This is a genomic window from Enterococcus sp. AZ128 (assembly GCF_051714485.1).
GTDB lineage: Bacteria > Bacillota > Bacilli > Lactobacillales > Enterococcaceae > Enterococcus_A.
This window is the reverse complement of record NZ_JBIORZ010000001.1, coordinates 514,827-530,367: the sequence shown is the minus strand read 5'-3', so window position 1 is coordinate 530,367 and position 15,541 is coordinate 514,827. Positions and strand designations below refer to the sequence as shown.

Below are 15,541 nucleotides of genomic sequence, written 5' to 3'. Positions count from 1 at the left end.
TTGCCACCTCCCTACTTAATAAATAAGATTTATCAGAATTTTTTGTAAAACCTCCATCGCAATATTTAATGCTAAGATCGCGGCCATAACTGAAAAATCGATTCCGCCAAATTGCAAAGGCAAACGTCGAAACAAATCAAGAAACGGCTCACAAATTCGGCCTAAAAGCTGACCAAATCTAGATTGATAGGCCCCAGGGAACCATGACATCAATGCATAAACGACTAAAAGTATCGTATAAAGATAAACTAGCCGATTTAAGATATTAAAAAGTGTAATAATCAATTCCAAATACTTGGCTCCTTTACATTTCTAATCCATAAATATCGTCATCCACCATTGTACTCAGTGTAGAATTCGTGACTTCAACATTCGTCGGTGTACACAAAAACATTTCATTTCCAACACGTTTGATATCACCATCGATCATAAAGACTGCGCCTGTCAGAAAATCCACCACACGACGTGCTTTCATTTCATCTAAAGATTGGAAGTTGATCAAAACCACTTCACCTTGGCCTACACGTTTCGCAATAGTCATCGCTTCGTTGTAAGCTTTTGGTTCAACGACAGAAATCCGGTCTTTTCTCTTATCTTCCGCTCTTGGTGCAAGCCGCTGTGCCCGACTATTATTGTTTGGCATAGAGACGACTTTCTCACTTTTTTTAGGCATGCTTTCTGCCTTTTTCATAACAGCTTCAGCACGTCGATTTGTTTGCGTTTCAACAGCCGGCTGAATTTTTTCTTGTACTTTTTGTGGAACTCTCTCTTTTGGTTGAGTTCTTTCTTTTGGTCGTTCCTGCTTTTGATATGTAGAACGAGGTGTTACGCGTTCTTTTTTAGGCGCGCTTTGTGGGCGGCTAACCTGCTTCTTTGGGGCAGGTGCTGCTACTTCTTCATACATGTCATCATCTGCTAAACCAAAAAAATCAGTGATCTTTGCTAGACTAATTCCCATTAACTTTACCTAACCTTTCCTAAATAGTGCCGTTCCGATACGAACAAAAGTGGCGCCTTCTTCAATTGCCGTTTTGAAGTCTTGGCTCATCCCCATGCTTAATTCTGTACATGGTGCATACTGCAAGTTTTGTTCTTTCACGCTTTCTTGAAGTTGTTTCAATGTAGAAAAAACAGCTCGGACTTCTTGCTGACTAGCTTCATAAGGAGCCATCGTCATCAAACCGACCACATGTATTTTATCTAAATCCTCCAATCCTTTAACAAAGGATTGCAGTTCTTCAGGCTTAACACCATGCTTTGATTCCTCACCGGATACATTCACTTCAATAAAACAATTTATTTGATGTTCCGCACGTTTTTGAATTTCTTGTGCCAAACGTAAACTATCTAACGCATGAAAGTAGTCAATTTCATTTATAATTAATTTTACCTTGCGACGCTGTAAATTACCAATAAGATGCCATTTTATTTGTTGATAGTGTGAGAGACTTTGCTTTTTTTCTAGTAGTTTATCTACTCGATTTTCAGCCAGATCCGTAACACCCAACTCAACGAGTTCATTTGCTGTTATGGAGTCGACACTCTTGGTCACCGCAACCATCGTAATCTCCTGCCGGTTACGTGAAACAAGAGCACACGACTCCTGAATTTCTTGCTCGATTTTATGCAAGTTTTCAGCGATCATGTGCTCTCCCCCTCTTATTTTCTACGGCGAAAGAATGGTGGTGTATCTAGTTCTTCGTCTTTTTCAGGTTTTACTTCTTCACGATTGAATGTCTCGAATTCTTTCTTTTCGATATTATCAAATTGCGTTTCTTCAACTTTCGGACGGATATTTTCTTCTTTACGAATATCCCATTCGCCAAAAGCAGACTGGCCTTCATTGTTTCTAGCAGGCTCGATGTCTAAGTTTTGCTTTTGTGGAACTGATTGGATTTGGCTAGCACGTTGTGTGTTACGAGTAGCCTTACGCTCCTTTTTTGTTGGATCAATTCCTGTCGCAATTACTGTAACGCGAATTTCATCGCCTAATTCTTCGCTGATAGATGTACCTAGAATAATATTTACATCACCCGTTGCCGCACTTGCAACGATGTCCGAAGCATCTTGTGCTTCAAATAGAGTCATATCTAAACCACCGGTGATATTTAACAATACTTGTTCTGCTCCATCAATAGATGTTTCTAACAACGGAGAAGAGATCGCTTTTTTCGTTGCTTCTACTACACGGTCTTCACCACTAGCAACACCGATACCCATCAAGGCAGTTCCTTGATTAGCCATCACAGTTTTCACATCCGCGAAGTCCAAGTTCACGTAACCTGGAGCTGTGATCAAGTCTGAAATTCCTTGAACTCCTTGACGTAAAACATTGTCCGCTTCACGGAAGGCTTCAAGCATTGGAGTCTTTTTATCGACAACTTCAAGTAAACGGTTGTTTGAAATGATTAATAAGGTATCAACATTTTCTTTTAGCAACGAAATGCCCTCTGCTGCAAAACGTCCGCGTTTTGGACCTTCGAAACTAAATGGACGAGTAACGACACCTACTGTCAATGCCCCAAGATCCTTTGCAATTTTCGCAACGATCGGAGCTGCACCAGTACCAGTCCCGCCGCCCATGCCGGCTGTGATAAACACCATGTCCGCGCCTTCTAATGCATCACGAATGGCTTGTTCGCTTTCTTCTGCTGATTTTTGACCAACTTCAGGTTGTGAGCCAGCACCTAAACCACGTGTGTATTTAGGGCCTAATTGAATAACTGTCTCTGCTTTTGAATTTTTTAAAGCTTGTACATCAGTGTTCGATGCGATGAATTCAACGCCTTTGACGTTTTCTTCGATCATACGGTTGATAGCATTGCCACCGCCGCCGCCGACACCGATAACTTTAATAACTGCACCTTCGTTAATATTGTTATCTATTGAGAATTCCATATTTTCTATTCCTCCTACAAATTAGTCAAAAATATTAGAGAAGAAGTCTTTAATCTTCCCAGTAACTTTTTCTTCATTTTTTGGTTTCGTTTCTTCTTCATAATCATTTGATGGTTCGTAATCGTCATATACTGGAGCTGTAGATACAGCATTTGTTTGCGGTGAAGCAGACAAAGAAACTTTTTCTCCTGTTACAGCTGATTTTGCCAAATGATAAACATCGTTTAATTCAGCAGAATAATTGACGATACTAATGACATTTGTAAAAACAGGATTTCTCAAACCCATTTGATTCGGCACGTGCAGTTTTACTGTCGTTCCAAAAATATCCTCAGCCAAGTCAACTACACCTGGTAAGCTTGCTGCACCACCAGTTAAAACAACTCCGCCTGGCAAATCAAGAGCTTCGATCTCATCTAGGGCTTCTTTTGCCTTACGGAAAATTTGTTCTAAGCGTGCTTCGATAATCTCAGCTAAATAGCGTTCATCAACTTTAACTGGGTCAGTTTTTCCAATCACATCAACAGGAAAATCTTCATCAGCCGATGTCCGACTTGGATAAGCATCTCCATAATTGATTTTTAACGCTTCCGCATTGTTAAAAGAAGTGTTTAAAACAATGGAAATGTCCTTTGTAACAAATTCTCCACCCTCTTGATCAACGTGAGTGAATTTTAATTGTTTATCGTGCATGACTGCCGTCGTTGTTTGACCACCACCCATATCAATAACAATCGTACCAAAGTCTTTTTCTCCATCAGATAAAGTAGATTCTGTTAAAGCTAAAGATGTGATCACCGTTTCAGCAACAGATAATCCCGCTTTTTCCACACATTTTGTAATATTATGAATGATTGTTTTAGGTCCAGTAAATACCAAACCAAACATTTCAAGTCGTACACCAATCATGCCCCGTGGATCTTTGATTCCTTCAAATCCATCAACAGTAAATTCTTGAGGTAATAGTGCAACTATTTGTCTTTCAGGAGGCACCGAACGAACCATTGCTGCTGAAGCGACATTACGAACATCTTCATCCATAATCTCTTTTGATTCATTGTTCACAGCGATCATACCTTGACAGGGTTCAACCTCCAACAAGTTGGCAGGTAACCCTACGCTGACACTTTTGATCTGAATCCCAGCTTTTTCCTCGGCCTGTTTTACTGCTCGTTGAATCGCCTGTACTGTTTTATCGATGTCTACGATAATCCCACGATTGATTCCTTCTGATTTTGCGTTTCCAACACCAATGATATTCATTTGGCTATCGATGTACTCGGCTACAACAACTTTTATCGATGTTGTCCCGATATCAAGGCCTACATACATTCCTGCTTTTGCCATGAATGGGATTCCCTCCTATTTTCAAATAAATGCTTTATTCAGATTTAATATTTTAAGTTACTGTTAAGCATGAAATATAATTTTTTGCAAGTAATTCACTGCCTTCAATTTTAACACATTTTGCCTAGAATGAAAAAGAAGATTCAACATTTTCTTGTAATAAATTTAATCATTTCCAACTGGCGTTTCAGATTGATCTATTGAGTTTTGTGTCGAATCCTCAGTAGACGAATCCTCAGTGTATGGATAGCTGTATATCCCAGCTTCCATATCGACAACACCTTTTGTCTCTTTATCGTTCATTTCCTTAGCGATTTGAGGATAATACTTCATTTTGCTGCCGAAATCATTGATGCTTACTAGAACCTTATTTCCATCATTCATGAAAATTTCCAATAATTCTTTATTCTCGCTTGTCGGAGCATATTTAATTTGTGAAATGCCTTGTTTAACTTCCTCAGTCAGTTTTTTATACCCTTCAAGCACCTTCAGAATTCTTTTTGAACCAGTAAAGCTTTCCAGAATGGGGAGTTCGCCGTCACTTTTTTCGACTTCAACTGGAATAATTTTCCCATTTGCAATGACTGGAGAGTATTTCCCATTACTTTCTAAGTAGGCAACCTCCGGATACTCCTTAATCTGCACCTCAAAATGATTGAAGCCATCGATGTGGACTTCAGCATCCTCGATTTGAAGTTCTTGCTTTTTCAATTTTTTCACATTATCTTTGCGATCAAAATATTGACTCCAAAGATTATCGCCAACAGTAAAATTGAGTTCTTTTTTTATTATCTCTGTCGAAATCTTCTCATTACCTTTTATGCTCACTCCACCTAACTTACCTAGCGGTGAGATGTAATACAATAGTAATAACGCCGGAATTGAAAATAAGACAATCAAAATCGATGACCTGCGCATTAGCCGCCGATTTCGTTCATGCTTGATATTAGGGAGTCGCTCCAAAAACGAACCATTTTTATGTCCTTTATCAGGCTCCTCTTCAACTTCTTTTGTAACAGTTACATCAACTTCGTCCTCTTTTTCTTCGGCCATTTCATTTTCAGTATTGGCAGGCTCACTAGCGCTTGATGTTTCAGTTGGCTGCTCAGATTTTTGGGGCTGCGCTTCTGTCTCGCCATTTTCTATAGCTCTCTGTTTCAGATACTCCATATTTGCCAATTGCCAGGGTGTTAAATTCTCTTGCTTTGGTTTTTCTTCTAGTTCCTTTTTTTCCTCTGGAAACTCCTCACGACTAATGATCCTCACCTCCAAAAAATAATACTACTTGACGATCTCATTTACCAGTGACCATAATCGTTCAGCCGCGTCTGGAATGCCTTCTTGATGTGAGGCTTTCGCCATCATTTCTCTTTTTTCTGAATCATTCATTATCTCATCGACTGCTTCAACTAGCTTTTCACCTGTCAACTCAGCATCTGCAACCATTTTCACCGCTCCAGCATTAACGAGACTTTGTGCATTTTTCGTTTGGTGATCATTCGTTACATACGGACTCGGGATTAAAATTGCTGGTAGTCCCAATGCAGTAAACTCTGCTATTGAGGTTGCGCCAGCTCGACCAATCAACAGATCAACATTTGCCATAACATCAGTCATATTTTTGATATACGGTTGAAGCGAAATATTGTGGCTGATTTTCCCAACGTCAAATTTTTCTGATATTTCGTTATAATAACGATCACCCGAAGCATATAACACTTGATATTCCTTTTGAGAGAATTTTGGCAATGCCTGAATAACTGCTTGATTTATTTTTAATGCTCCTTGGCTCCCACCAAAAATCAAAACGGTTGGGGTATCAGGTAATAAGCCATATTGTTCCAGCACTTCTGACTTGCCATTCGTTACAACCTCTTGAGCTCGCGGATTTCCTACTAAAACAGTTTTATTCTCCGGAAAATATTGTGCTGCATCCGGAAAACATATTCCCACACGATCAGCGAAACGACTCAAGAATTTGTTTGTAATTCCCGGAACACTGTTTTGTTCATGAACGATTGTCGGGATTTTCATCCGTGATGCCGCATAGACAACCGATCCAGATACGTACCCACCTGTACCGATTACTACGTCAGGCTTAAACTCTCGTAAGATTTCTTTTGAGCGTTTAATACTTTCAATAAACAACTGAACGGTCTTGATATTATCAAGCGAAAGTTTTCGCTTAAACCCTTGAATCTTGATTGTTTTAAAAGAGATGCCTGTTTCAGGCACGATTTTATTTTCCAACCCGCGATGCGTTCCTACATATAAGAACTCGGATTCAGGCTGAATTTTTTGTACGTAGCGGATAAATGCTAAGGCAGGATAAATGTGTCCGCCCGTGCCGCCGCCTGTAACAAGTATTCTCATTTTCATTTCCCTACTTTTCTAATTGCTTCACAGCATGCATAAATTTGTCTCCGCGAATTTCAAAATTTGGATACTGATCCCAGCTTGCATTTGCCGGAGATAACAAGATGCTATCACCCGCTTCACTTTGTTCATAGGCCAATGGGACAGCTGTTTCTACGTTTGAAGTCAAAATAACTGTTTGGATACCTGCTCGTTTTGCAGTATCAGCAAGCTTGTCTTTCGTTTCACCAAATAGAATGACCGCTTTTACTCCTTCAAGCGACGGAATTAATTCATCAAATCCGTTACCGCGATCTAGCCCACCCGCTAATAGAATCAAACGATCATTATCAAAACCGCTTAACGCCATTTCTGTTGCTAGAGTATTCGTTGCTTTTGAGTCATTATAAAATTTTCGTCCATTAATCGTATCTACATATTGTGTTCGATGAGGAACTCCATGGAAATTGCTTAACGCTGTCCGGATCGCTTCATTAGAAACACCTTTCAGCTTTGCTACAGAAATCGCCGCTAAGGCATTCTCAATATTATGAGCACCTGGTACTCCTAGTTCAGAAGCATTCATGATTTTTTCTTCCTTATAATGGAGACCACCATTTAATAGGTATGCACCATTAACAAGTTTTTGCTCCGTTGAAAAAGGTATAACCTGCGCCTTCGTTTGTTTACTCATCTCTTGTAGCTCTGCGGAATTCCAATTTAAAACTAAATAATCATCAGCTGTCATATTCTCTTGGATCGCCCATTTAGCTGCCACATAATTTTCGCGTGTTTTGTGATAGTCCAAATGTGCTTCGTAGATATTCGTAATAACGGCAATCTGTGGTTTGAATTCCTTAATCCCCATCAATTGAAAACTTGATAGTTCCATAACAATATCGTCATTTGCTGACGCTTTGGCTGCTACCTCACTACCTGGAAAACCAATATTTCCAGCCAAATGAGCTTTACCAGCTGTCCGCTCTTGATTCAACAATAGACCGATCATGGTAGTTGTCGTCGTTTTACCATTGGTTCCTGTAATACCAACGATAGGGCATTCTGCGACTTGATAAGCCAACTCCACTTCGGTCAAAATTGGGATATGCAATTCTTCAGCTTTCGCTACTAACGGATTGTCGTAAGGAATACCAGGATTTTTTACCATCAACGAAAAATCTTCGTCTAATAATTCGATTGGATGATGTCCAGTAATTACTCGCACACCTTGTTCCAACAACCCTTGTGCTTCCGGATTCTCTTCAAAAGGCTTTCCATCGTTGACCGTAACAAGTGCGCCCAAGTCATTCAACAACTTGGCCGCACTAAATCCACTCTTCGCTAATCCTAATACTAATACTTTTTCATTTTCATATCGTTTGATTTGTTTCATCTTTAAGTCATCTCCTACAGTACGATCAATAAAACAATAATAGATGCAATGAGTCCAATCGCCCAAAACACCGTATCTACTTTCCACTCTGACCAACCAGACATTTCAAAATGGTGGTGCAATGGCGACATTTTAAACACACGCTTACCTGTCATTTTAAAGGAAGTGACTTGAATAATCACGCTTGCTGTTTCAAAGATGTAAACTAGACCAACCAATAATAACGTCCACTCTTGGTGTAAAAGAATCGACACAGCTGCCAGCAGCCCTCCCAGAGCGAGCGAACCAACATCACCCATGAAAATTTTTGCTGGTTTCTTATTATATGGAAAGAAACCAACTAATCCACCCATCACTGCCAGGCAAACGATCAGTACTTCATACTGCTGCTGTTTCCATGCGATAATTCCATAAGTTGCAAAAGAGATAGTTCCTAATCCAGATACTAGACCATCAATCCCATCAGTTAGATTCACTGCGTTAGAAAAACCAACCAACCAGAAAATTACAAACAGGCCATATAGAATATTCAGCGGCAAGTCAATGCCGAAGAAATTTAAAGTATTTGGATAGCCTTCCATGCGATAAATAATATAAAAGACAATCGCCACGACAACTTGAGCAATGAACTTCTGACGGGAAGTTAAACCTTCATTTTGCTTTTTCGCTAATTTAATGAAATCATCTAAAAAACCGATTATTCCATATAACAGCAAAACAAAAACTAAAATCAACAGAGAAGTAGTCATTTCATGTGTCCAAAGACTATACCAAATTGATGTAATTACAGCAGCCGCTAAAAAACCTAAGCCGCCCATCGTTGGTGTCCCCGCTTTTGAATTATGCCATTTTGGCCCTTCATCCCGAATTTCTTGTCCTTGCTTCTTCATTCTAAAATAGCCAATTATAAAAGGCATGCCTGCAACAGTAATTGCGAAACTACTGGCAAAAGCAATAAATAGTTGTGCCGGTTGCATTTTTTTCTCTCCAGTCCTAACCTAACGTAATTTTCAATTTTTTCTTGGATACTTCTGCATAAGGAGCAATGCTTTGTTTCGTACAATAGCCGTCTCCCTTAAAGCTGACGTCAATATCTAGAAGGTTTGTTAATTTTAAGATGTCTGCTTTTGACCATCCTCTGACATCTGGCATTTCCTTCTTGCCATCAGTCAGCAAGATCAAATGCTCATTCGTCATAACCTTCTCACCTGGTTTCGCAGATTGTTCGATAATCTTATCCCCGTCACCAACTACCACAGCTGTTACTCCTCGTTTGTTTGCATCAGCTGCAGCTTTAGAAGTTGATAGATTGCGATAATCCTCTACAGTAACTTTAGTATTGCTTTCTTCATCCGCAGAATCAGTTTCAGTATTTTGGAATTCCATAGCACGACTTAATAACGGATTGGCAATTTCACCCAAAATTCCTTCTTTGTTTTCTTGCGGCTGTTTCAAAGTTAAATACAAAATATACTCAGGGTCTTCTGAAGGAAGCATTAAAGCAATCGAATAAATATAATTTGTATCGCCAGTCAAATATCTACCATTTTCAGCAATTTGGGCTGTCCCTGTTTTAGCAGAAATGGTATAACCAGGCACCTTGTATTGATCATAAGCAGAACCGTAGTTCTCACTCTCAACAGTATCTCGCATATATTCACGAACTTTCTTAGCCGTTTCAGCTGTAATCGGTTCGCCGACAACTTCAGGTTTCGTAATAATTTCTTTACCCGTATTGGGATTAGAAACTTTTTCAATATAATGAGGCTGCAACATTTTGCCATCATTTGCTACGGCAGTAAAACCACGCATCATTTGGAAATTCGTTACACCAATAGCTTGACCATAAGAACTCATCGCTTGGTCTACGATATTGCTTGTAGGAAGTGTTCCTTTTGACTCGCCTGGTAAACCAGAATAAGTACTTTGACCAAATCCAAAACGTTTTACGTATTCAGGCCAGCGATCACCTAGTCGTTCTTCCAGCTTGACCATTCCAACATTACTAGACCAAGAAAGAGCTTGCCGCATGGTAAGAATTCCCTTTTTACCTAGATCCCAATCATTAATGGTAGCATCGGCTACTTGGATCTTACCTGAAACATAGCTTTCGTTTTCATTAAAGATTCCTTCATTAACAGCTGCGGAGGTAGTAAAAACCTTCATTGTTGAGCCTGGCTCATAACTGTCCTCTATTAAGAAATTTCGCCATGCATCAGATTCGCCTAAACCTTCTTTTGTTTCAGGGTTGAAAGTAGGACGCTGAGACATCGCAAGGATATCTCCTGTCTTCGCCTGCATCAACATCGCAGTCATCTCAGATGGTTTAGCTTCTGAGTTAACTTTATCCATCAATGTTTCTAAATAGCTTTGCAAACCAGCATCTAAAGTGGTATAGATATCCTCACCATTCACCGCTTTTTTCTCTTCTGCAACGCTGCCTGGAATTGGGCGTTGATTTTCATCTTTTTGGTAGACAACTTTACCATCTTTACCTTTTAGTACATCGTCATATGCTGCTTCTAAGCCCATCATTCCAACTAATGATTCATTCTTATCCGGTTGAGCATAACCAATAAAATGAGAAGCAAAATTTCCGTTTGGATACATTCGATCCGTATGATCTGTGAAATATAGGCCCTTGACTTTAGCTTTCTTCATAGCGTCTTCGATATTCTGCTTAGTCTCTTCAGAAATATTCTTTCCTTTATTACCAAATTCGACTTGATAGTATTTACTTGTACCATTACTATTTATGCCGCTATTCAGTGTTTTCAAGGCAGTCTTTTCTTTTATCCCCAAATACTTATGTAAAATGGATGCCAGTTCGTCAAAATTTTTCTCTTGCGCATAAAGCTTTTCCTTTCCTGAAACATAGCTCTCGGAAAGAATTGCATATACTGAGTAAGAGGTCGCATCCTCTGCTATTACCTCACCATTTCGATCATAGATTGTTCCACGTTTAGCTTTAACAACATCGCCGCCATGATATAATTCTTCGGTCTTGGCCTTCAATGAAGTCCCTGCAACATGTCCGCCTGCCACTACATAAATCATGCGAACGGCAAATAAAAAGAACAATCCAATACTCGTAGCAAACAAAATAACGCCTACTTTTTTGCGATTGTTCATCGGAGTCAAATTCTTTTTTCGGATTTTTCTTTTTAGCCTTTTAAAGCTCATCTACTTCACTTTCCTTAAATTCGCGTCATTGATTGAAAGTCCAGCTTTTTCAGCAATTTCTTTTAGACGATCAGAACGAGATAATTCGCTCTTTTCTTGTTGTAATTGCGTCGCTGTTTTTTCTTTTGCATCAATATCGGTTTGAATACTAGTAATTTCGTTTTGGGTTTTGCTGATTTCATTACGGTAATTGACCATCATGATTGACAGCCCAATCAACATCACTAAGAAGGCAACTACAGCAAGTTTTTCTACTCGTGTAATTTTCTTTAAACGATCTCCAGGAGAAACGAAGACTTTGAAAGAATCTGGCGTTTGGTGAATCTCTTCTTGCTGAGAATCAAATTGAAACTGTTGGTTATTTTTTAATTCTGCCATAATTCCTATCCTTTCTTCACTTTCTCAGCGATCCGTAATTTTGCACTTCTCGCGCGATTATTTTCATGTAATTCCTCATCTGAAGGAATAATTGGTTTTCGGTTAACTAACTTCAGCACTGGTTGGAATTCTTCAGGAACCATTGGCAATCCTGGAGGTGTATCCTTTGGCGTACTGAACTCTTTAAAAATCGTCTTTACAATTCGGTCTTCTAATGAATGAAAAGTGATTACACTGACTCTGCCATCAATGGCTAACATCTCGATTGCTTGTTCCAAAGAACTCTCAATCGCACCTAATTCATCATTCACAGAAATTCGAATAGCTTGGAAAACGCGTTTGGCTGGATGCCCGCCTTTTCTTCTTGCTGGAGCTGGAATAGCCTCCTTGATTAAATCTACTAGTTCACCAGTAGTCTCAATTGGTTTGTCCACGCGCTTGCGCTCAATCAAACGAGCGATTTGCTTAGAAAACTTCTCTTCGCCATAGCGAAAAAAGATCTTCACTAATTCATGGTAAGAGTAATCATTTACAACTTGATAGGCACTCAGTGGCGCATCTTGATCCATTCGCATATCTAACGGAGCATCCTGGTGGTAGCTAAACCCACGTTCAGCTTCGTCAAGTTGCGGGGAAGAAACTCCTAAATCATATAAAACTCCATCGACTTCGGTTACACCTAAGCGATTCAGTTCTGTTGTAAGTTCCCTAAAGTTAGCTTTAACAAAGGTCACTTGATTTTTAGCAACATATTCAGCTAAGCGAATCTTCGCATTATTGATTGCTTTTTGATCTTGATCAAAAGCATAAAGATGTCCATCCGCGTTCAACTGGCTCAATAAATATTCACTGTGACCAGCTCCACCTAATGTACAATCAACATAAACACCGTTTGGTTTGATTGCTAGACCATCAACTGTCTCACGAAGCAAAACGGTTGTATGTTGAAAGTCTGTCATTGATAATCCTCTTCTCTAAAATCCAAAATCGACCATTGTTTCGGCAATGTCATCAAAACTAGCTTCTGTTTCTTTTGTAAACTCATTCCATCGTGCTTGATCCCAAATTTCTATCCGATTAGCTACGCCAATGATTACACATTCTTTCTCCAGCGAAGCATGGCTGCGCAATGACACAGGGATATTAATTCGACCTTGTTTATCGATCTCACACTCGGTAGCTGCGGAGTAAAAGAAACGAACAAATGCACGTGCATCTTTCTTAGAAAGCGGCATATCGTTCAACTTTGTTTCTAATTGATTCCACTCGGTTAAAGGGTACCCAAATAAGCAGCCATCCATGCCGCGGGTAACAACAAATTTTTCGCCTAATTGTTCACGTAATTTTGATGGAACGATCAATCGACCCTTTGCATCAATATTATGTTGAAATTCGCCCATGAACATCTAGACTCCACCCCTTTTCACCACCGCATGAGATTAGTCTACCACAATCCCCCACAATCTACCACACTTTACAAAAAACAAAAATAACAGTTTTTTGACCTTCCCTAACCATATTGTCATATTAGGGATTGTACTGGCAATAAAGAGTTTTTTTAAAGTTTTTTTCATTTATAAGGCATTAATAACGCTAGCGATAATCAAAATAAAATAGACTAAAACCGACAATAAAAACGTTAAGCGCCAAAACATTTTGAAAAAACGGCCATACATGATTTCACGATAGCGATAGGCTTGAAAAACAACCACACTAATACCCAATAATAGAATAGTTAGTAAAAAATATGGTAAAATCGAAAACGAGCTGATACTTTTAGATATTTCATGCATCCCTACAATTAAAAAAGGTACAGTAATATCCGGCGTTTTCAAATTGAAGCGTTGTTTTAATTTGAAAGTTGTTATGATATAATCAGACGCTAAAAAGACGATAATTGGAAAAATGTACCATAACAATAATATTGGTGAAAATGATGCCAACAAACACAGTCCTTCCTCTTCAAACTACTACCCTCACTATACTGCATTATCGTTACATTCGTGTTTCAATTCATTTAAAATATAAAGGATTTAGCAAGTTTTAACAATTGGATTCGCAATATTGACGCGAAAAGATTTCTTAGTATTTTTTAAAAGTTTTTTCAGTTATTTGCGGAGTTCTCGGAAATGAAGTATGATGGATTTGAAAATTTTTTGAGGATGGTGACGGCATGAATAACAAAAAATCTATGAGCACTTTTTCTAAAGTTACCAAGGTTGTTATTTGGACCATGTTAATTTTGACAATTGGTTCATTAGTTTTGAGTAGTCTACTAAGTATTATGTAAATAAATAGCCGGAGCATCTGCTCCGGCTATTTTTTGGCTAATTGCAATAATTCCTTCGCATGTTTAACCGTTAGATCTGTAATTTCAGCTCCGGCTAACATACGAGCGATTTCTTCTGTACGATCCTGCTCCGTTAACTCTTCCACCTTGGTCAGCGTCCGTCCTCCGACTACTTCTTTACGAATAAACAGTTGATGGTCAGCTTTGGCTGCTACCTGAGGTAAATGGGTGATACAAAGTGCTTGCGAATTTTGACCAATCTGATAAATTTTATCCGCGATCGCCTGAGCAACACGGCCGCTAACACCTGTGTCTACTTCGTCAAATACAATACTTGTTAATCCTTGTGTTTTCGAGAAGATTGTTTTCAAAGCCAGCATGATACGTGAAATTTCTCCACCTGAGGCTACCTTAACCAACGGCTTTAATGGTTCACCAGGATTTGTGGTTATGTAGAATTCTACTTCATCGATGCCCTCCGAGGTAAAAGCAACCTCTTTAAATCTCACTTCAAAACGAGCATTTTCCATGTATAGGTCTTTCAGCTCATGTTGAATCGCTAGGTCCAACTTCTTCGCCATTCTTTTTCGTGCTACCTGTAATTTCACAGCTAGTTTTTGTAGTTTTTCTTCTTTTACCATCAATTCTTTTTCTAGTTTTTCAAGCTTATCCCCAGAAAAATCTGAATCTAAAAGCTCTTGACTGATCTGATCATAATAATTCAAAATGACCTCAATCGAATCACCATATTTTCGTTTCAGCTGATGAATCAACTCCAAACGTTCATTGACTAAATCCAGACGTTCTTCATCTAATTCCAGCATATCTAACTGACGTCCAATCTCACTGACTGCGTCTTGCAGCAAATAATATGCACTATGGACATTATCAGAAATATTTTCATACTCCTTATCTAAGGAAGCGATTGTTTGAAGCTCCTGACTGGCCGACCCAATAACGTCTAAGAAACTTGTTTCTTCATTAGTCATTACTTGGTAGCTATTAGAAAGACTATCAACGATCTTTTGATAGTTCATCAGTTTCTCACGTTCTTCTACCAGCTTTTCTTCCTCACCAATAGACAGTTCTGCATTGCCAATTTCTTCCTGCTGAAAAGTTAGCATATCAATTCGTTGAACAAAGGTTTGTTCATTCTGTTTAAACTTTTTAACTTGATTCGCTAAAGTAATATAGCTTTGATACGCTGTCTGATAACCAGTTTTTATTTCTTGAAAACTCGGATCGCCAAAACTGTCTAAGAGACGCAAATGCGATTCTGGATGCATCAGTTCTTGATGATCGTTTTGCCCTTGGATATCAACTAAAAACTGTCCAATACGTCGCAAATTTGCTAAGGTCACGATTCTTCCGTTTACCCGTGATACACTCTTTCCTGAAATATTCAGATCTCTCTGAACAATTAGCCCTGCTTCATCTACTTCAATCCCAAGTTCTTCCATCAGCAATTGAAACTCCTGCTGTTTAGGCAAATCAAATAGACCTTCTACTAAACATTTATCGCTGCCTTGACGAATATATTCAATTGAAGAACGAGCACCAGCAAGCAAGCTAACCGCGTCAATGATGATTGATTTCCCTGCGCCCGTCTCACCAGTCAAAGCTGTCATTCCATCAGTAAAACCTAAATGCAATGAAGAAATGATCGCGAAATTTTTAATTGTCAATTCTTGTAACAT

Annotated in this window: 16 protein-coding genes; 1 reads left to right on the top strand and 15 read right to left on the bottom strand. The window is 39.0% G+C overall.

Translation table 11 applies throughout. From position 1 onward, the window contains the following. Positions 1-15 precede the first annotated feature (15 nt). From IGI38_RS02490 to IGI38_RS02425, 14 genes are all read right to left on the bottom strand, one after another. Positions 16-291 carry a YggT family protein gene (locus IGI38_RS02490; RefSeq protein ID WP_438726270.1) on the bottom strand — a complete coding sequence of 92 codons (276 nt, stop codon included), beginning with the start codon at positions 289-291 and terminating at the stop codon, positions 16-18. Between the two features lie 13 nt (positions 292-304). Continuing rightward, positions 305-958: a cell division protein SepF gene (gene sepF, locus IGI38_RS02485; protein WP_438726267.1), complete on the bottom strand. Its 654-nt coding sequence runs from the start codon at positions 956-958 to the stop codon at positions 305-307. A gap of 9 nt (positions 959-967) precedes the next feature. Continuing rightward, the gene (locus IGI38_RS02480) at positions 968-1,645 is read right to left on the bottom strand and encodes a YggS family pyridoxal phosphate-dependent enzyme (protein WP_438726264.1); all 678 of its coding nucleotides are present in this window, start codon (positions 1,643-1,645) and stop codon (positions 968-970) included. 14 nt (positions 1,646-1,659) lie between these two features. Further along, on the bottom strand, positions 1,660-2,898 hold the full coding sequence (ftsZ, locus tag IGI38_RS02475; RefSeq protein ID WP_438726262.1) for a cell division protein FtsZ: 1,239 nt from the start codon (positions 2,896-2,898) through the stop codon (positions 1,660-1,662). A 21-nt stretch (positions 2,899-2,919) separates the two neighbouring features. Further along, positions 2,920-4,245 carry a cell division protein FtsA gene (gene ftsA, locus IGI38_RS02470; RefSeq protein WP_438726260.1) on the bottom strand — a complete coding sequence of 442 codons (1,326 nt, stop codon included), beginning with the start codon at positions 4,243-4,245 and terminating at the stop codon, positions 2,920-2,922. A 165-nt stretch (positions 4,246-4,410) separates the two neighbouring features. Then, positions 4,411-5,517 carry a cell division protein FtsQ/DivIB gene (locus IGI38_RS02465; RefSeq protein ID WP_438726257.1) on the bottom strand — a complete coding sequence of 369 codons (1,107 nt, stop codon included), beginning with the start codon at positions 5,515-5,517 and terminating at the stop codon, positions 4,411-4,413. Between the two features lie 9 nt (positions 5,518-5,526). After that, positions 5,527-6,618 carry an undecaprenyldiphospho-muramoylpentapeptide beta-N-acetylglucosaminyltransferase gene (gene murG, locus IGI38_RS02460; RefSeq protein ID WP_438726254.1) on the bottom strand — a complete coding sequence of 364 codons (1,092 nt, stop codon included), beginning with the start codon at positions 6,616-6,618 and terminating at the stop codon, positions 5,527-5,529. Positions 6,619-6,628: 10 nt separating this feature from the next. Then, positions 6,629-7,993, bottom strand: coding sequence for a UDP-N-acetylmuramoyl-L-alanine--D-glutamate ligase (murD, locus tag IGI38_RS02455; RefSeq protein WP_438726251.1), 1,365 nt, complete (start codon positions 7,991-7,993; stop codon positions 6,629-6,631). Positions 7,994-8,007: 14 nt separating this feature from the next. Continuing rightward, positions 8,008-8,970 (bottom strand): phospho-N-acetylmuramoyl-pentapeptide-transferase, encoded by a 963-nt coding sequence (mraY, locus tag IGI38_RS02450; protein WP_438726248.1) that lies wholly within the window; start codon positions 8,968-8,970, stop codon positions 8,008-8,010. A gap of 16 nt (positions 8,971-8,986) precedes the next feature. After that, positions 8,987-11,176 (bottom strand): penicillin-binding transpeptidase domain-containing protein, encoded by a 2,190-nt coding sequence (locus IGI38_RS02445; protein ID WP_438726246.1) that lies wholly within the window; start codon positions 11,174-11,176, stop codon positions 8,987-8,989. Next, on the bottom strand, positions 11,177-11,554 hold the full coding sequence (gene ftsL, locus IGI38_RS02440) for a cell division protein FtsL (protein ID WP_438726243.1): 378 nt from the start codon (positions 11,552-11,554) through the stop codon (positions 11,177-11,179). 5 nt (positions 11,555-11,559) lie between these two features. After that, entirely contained in the window at positions 11,560-12,513 is a 954-nt protein-coding gene (gene rsmH, locus IGI38_RS02435; RefSeq protein WP_438726239.1) for a 16S rRNA (cytosine(1402)-N(4))-methyltransferase RsmH, read from the bottom strand. 15 nt (positions 12,514-12,528) lie between these two features. Continuing rightward, positions 12,529-12,960 carry a division/cell wall cluster transcriptional repressor MraZ gene (gene mraZ / locus IGI38_RS02430; RefSeq protein ID WP_438726237.1) on the bottom strand — a complete coding sequence of 144 codons (432 nt, stop codon included), beginning with the start codon at positions 12,958-12,960 and terminating at the stop codon, positions 12,529-12,531. 168 nt (positions 12,961-13,128) lie between these two features. Then, positions 13,129-13,500, bottom strand: coding sequence for a DUF3397 domain-containing protein (locus IGI38_RS02425; protein ID WP_438726235.1), 372 nt, complete (start codon positions 13,498-13,500; stop codon positions 13,129-13,131). Positions 13,501-13,727: 227 nt separating this feature from the next. Here IGI38_RS02425 and IGI38_RS02420 point away from each other — a divergent pair, with 227 nt between their 5' ends. Further along, positions 13,728-13,844 (top strand): DUF4044 domain-containing protein, encoded by a 117-nt coding sequence (locus IGI38_RS02420; RefSeq protein ID WP_438726233.1) that lies wholly within the window; start codon positions 13,728-13,730, stop codon positions 13,842-13,844. A gap of 26 nt (positions 13,845-13,870) precedes the next feature. Here the strand turns inward: IGI38_RS02420 and recN are convergent, their stop codons facing one another. Beyond that, complete coding sequence (recN, locus tag IGI38_RS02415; protein WP_438726231.1) at positions 13,871-15,541, bottom strand: DNA repair protein RecN; 1,671 nt, start codon at positions 15,539-15,541, stop codon at positions 13,871-13,873.

Bases quoted from the DNA above. Each gene is read 5' to 3' on its own strand.
- sepF (WP_438726267.1), bottom strand. From the start codon at position 958: ATGGGAATTAGTCTAGCAAAGATCACTGATTTTTTTGGTTTAGCAGAT.
- IGI38_RS02480 (WP_438726264.1), bottom strand. From the start codon at position 1,645: ATGATCGCTGAAAACTTGCATAAAATCGAGCAAGAAATTCAGGAGTCG.
- ftsZ (WP_438726262.1), bottom strand. From the start codon at position 2,898: ATGGAATTCTCAATAGATAACAATATTAACGAAGGTGCAGTTATTAAA.
- ftsA (WP_438726260.1), bottom strand. From the start codon at position 4,245: ATGGCAAAAGCAGGAATGTATGTAGGCCTTGATATCGGGACAACATCG.
- murG (WP_438726254.1), bottom strand. From the start codon at position 6,618: ATGAGAATACTTGTTACAGGCGGCGGCACGGGCGGACACATTTATCCT.
- murD (WP_438726251.1), bottom strand. From the start codon at position 7,993: ATGAAACAAATCAAACGATATGAAAATGAAAAAGTATTAGTATTAGGA.
- mraY (WP_438726248.1), bottom strand. From the start codon at position 8,970: ATGCAACCGGCACAACTATTTATTGCTTTTGCCAGTAGTTTCGCAATT.
- IGI38_RS02445 (WP_438726246.1), bottom strand. From the start codon at position 11,176: ATGAGCTTTAAAAGGCTAAAAAGAAAAATCCGAAAAAAGAATTTGACT.
- ftsL (WP_438726243.1), bottom strand. From the start codon at position 11,554: ATGGCAGAATTAAAAAATAACCAACAGTTTCAATTTGATTCTCAGCAA.
- rsmH (WP_438726239.1), bottom strand. From the start codon at position 12,513: ATGACAGACTTTCAACATACAACCGTTTTGCTTCGTGAGACAGTTGAT.
- mraZ (WP_438726237.1), bottom strand. From the start codon at position 12,960: ATGTTCATGGGCGAATTTCAACATAATATTGATGCAAAGGGTCGATTG.
- IGI38_RS02420 (WP_438726233.1), top strand. From the start codon at position 13,728: ATGAATAACAAAAAATCTATGAGCACTTTTTCTAAAGTTACCAAGGTT.
- recN (WP_438726231.1), bottom strand. From the start codon at position 15,541: ATGTTACAAGAATTGACAATTAAAAATTTCGCGATCATTTCTTCATTG.